At 73.3% G+C, this 2,003-nt stretch carries 2 protein-coding genes and 1 pseudogene; 2 read left to right on the forward strand and 1 reads right to left on the reverse strand.

Features of this window, described 5'->3' with window-relative positions; all coding sequences use genetic code 11:
* Positions 1 to 533, forward strand: a pseudogene (locus tag CCN33_RS32395) (hypothetical protein); the annotation flags it as partial.
* Positions 534 to 567: 34 nt separating this feature from the next.
* Positions 568 to 1,014: an SRPBCC family protein gene (locus CCN33_RS30095; RefSeq protein WP_086696469.1), complete on the forward strand. Its 447-nt coding sequence runs from the start codon at positions 568 to 570 to the stop codon at positions 1,012 to 1,014.
* Positions 1,015 to 1,083: 69 nt separating this feature from the next.
* Here CCN33_RS30095 and CCN33_RS30100 read toward each other — a convergent pair.
* Positions 1,084 to 2,003, reverse strand: a 920-nt coding sequence (locus CCN33_RS30100; RefSeq protein ID WP_086696470.1) for an MBL fold metallo-hydrolase, incomplete at its 5' end; no start/stop codon positions are given.

Consider the following 2,003-nt stretch of genomic DNA (forward strand, 5'->3'; position numbering starts at 1 on the left):
GCTCGCCGCCCGCCCGGCAGCCGCGCGAGGCGACCGGCCCGGCCGCGCTGATGGCCTGGGGGCAGGCGGGCTGTGACCTGGACTCGGCGGGCGGCCCGGGCGTGCGGGCGGTCAACGCATGGGACTTCGCCGAGCAGGATCTCCCGGACGGCGGGGGCCACGCCGTGTGGACCTGCGCGCGGGCGGACACCTGGCAGGGGGCGGGCGACATCACCGTGTCCCTGCGCGAGCCGGGCAGGAAAGCGCAGGTGGTGACACGAGTGCGGTCGACAGCCGCGTGCAGCAGGTTCGGCCGGCACGTGGTGGCCCGGACGCACTGGAAGTCGCCTCGCGGGCACTGGTACGTCCTGGCGGCGGGCAGCCGCGCCGTCACCTCGCTCACCCTCGCCGGTGAGGTGCGCGCCACCCGGAGCGGGCACACCCTGGCGGTACGGGCACCCGGGGACGCCTCTACGGAGGTCACGGCCGGGCTGGCCTCGGGCGAGAGGCTGCCGGAGGTCGGTTCCGCGCCGTCCGGGGGTACCCGGCCCTAGCGGCGACCCGCTGCCCGACCCCTGGAGATCGACCATGGTCCACGTCCGACGTTCCTTCACCGTCCCCCGCCCCCTGCCCGCCGTGAACGCCTACCTGGCCGACTTCGCGAACGCCGTGGACTGGGACCCCGGCACCCGGGAGTGCGACCGGACGAACGGCACGGGCACCCCCGCCGAGGGCGCCACCTGGCACAACGTCTCCGAATTCCGGGGCCGCAGCACGGAACTCGAGTACCGCCTCGACCACCGCTCCGACGACCGCCTCACCTTCACCGGCACCAACAAGACCGCCACCTCCACCGACGACATCACCCTCCGCCCCACCCCCGACGGCACCGAGATCACCTACGACGCCACCATCCGGTTCCACGGCTTGGCCCGCCTGGCCGACCCCTTCCTCCGAGGGGAGTTCGAACGCCTCGGTGACGAGATCACCCACACCATGCCGAAGGCCATCGAGTCGGCGGTGCCGCCGAGCTGAGGACAACGCGAAAAAGCCCCCTCCGAACGGGTTCTGACGACCGGTCGGAGGGGGCCCGCGTGAACTCTGCTACGAACCGCTGTAGTCGAGGTCGCCGCTGCGACGCTCCGCGGCCGTCACCGGCTCCGTCTGCTCCCAGGTGTGCGCGATCGGCCCGGCCACGGACCGCCACCACGCGTCGGACGGCACCCGCCCGCCGGGCTCGAAGGGCTCGCCGGGGCGGGGAGAGGCCACGACCTGGCCCACGGCCTCGCCGGCCTCCTTCGTCCACTCACCCGGTTCCGCCCAGGCGTGCATCGCCAGGTTGAAGGTGCCCCAGTGGATCGGGAGGAGGATGCCGTGGGGGGCGCCGGACTGGAGATCGAGGTGGGCGCGGACGCCTTCCTCGGGGGTCATGTGGATGTCGGGCCAGTAGGGGCTGTAGGCGCCGATCTGGATCATCGTGACGTCGAACGGGCCGTGGGCCGCGCCGATGTCCTTGAAGCCGTCGAAGTAGCCGGTGTCACCGCTGTGGTAGACGCGGTGCCGCTCGCCCGCGACGACCCAGGAGGCCCAGAGGGTGTGCTGGGTGTTGCGCAGGCCGCGGCCGCAGAAGTGGCGGGCCGGGGTCGCGGTCAGCGTCACCCCGCCGACCTCGGTCGATTCGTGCCAGTCCAGCTCGCGCAGCCGGTCCGGGGACACCCCCCAGTGTTCGAGGTGCGCGCCCACGCCCAGCGGGACGGCGAACAGGGTGTCGGTGCCGGCCAGTGCCTTGATGGTGGGCAGGTCCAGGTGGTCGTAGTGGTCGTGGGAGATGACCACCACGTCGACCGGCCCGAGCGCGGCCAGCGGCAGCGGGACGGGGTGCAGCCGCTTTGGTCCGGCGAAGGGGAACGGAGAACAGCGCTCACCCCAGACCGGGTCGAACAGCACCCGGCACCCGTCGATCTCCACCAGCGCGCTGGAGTGGCCCAGCCAGGTCACCCGCAGGCCGCCGGCCGGCGGCTTGG

Origin of the sequence: Streptomyces recifensis, assembly GCF_002154615.1 — a bacterium.
Classification (GTDB): Bacteria; Actinomycetota; Actinomycetes; order Streptomycetales; family Streptomycetaceae; genus Streptomyces; species Streptomyces griseoluteus.

What these genes read in the sequence shown, in the direction of transcription:
- CCN33_RS30095 (WP_086696469.1), top strand. Translation starts at nt 568, where the DNA reads ATGGTCCACGTCCGACGTTCCTTCACCGTCCCCCGCCCCCTGCCCGCC.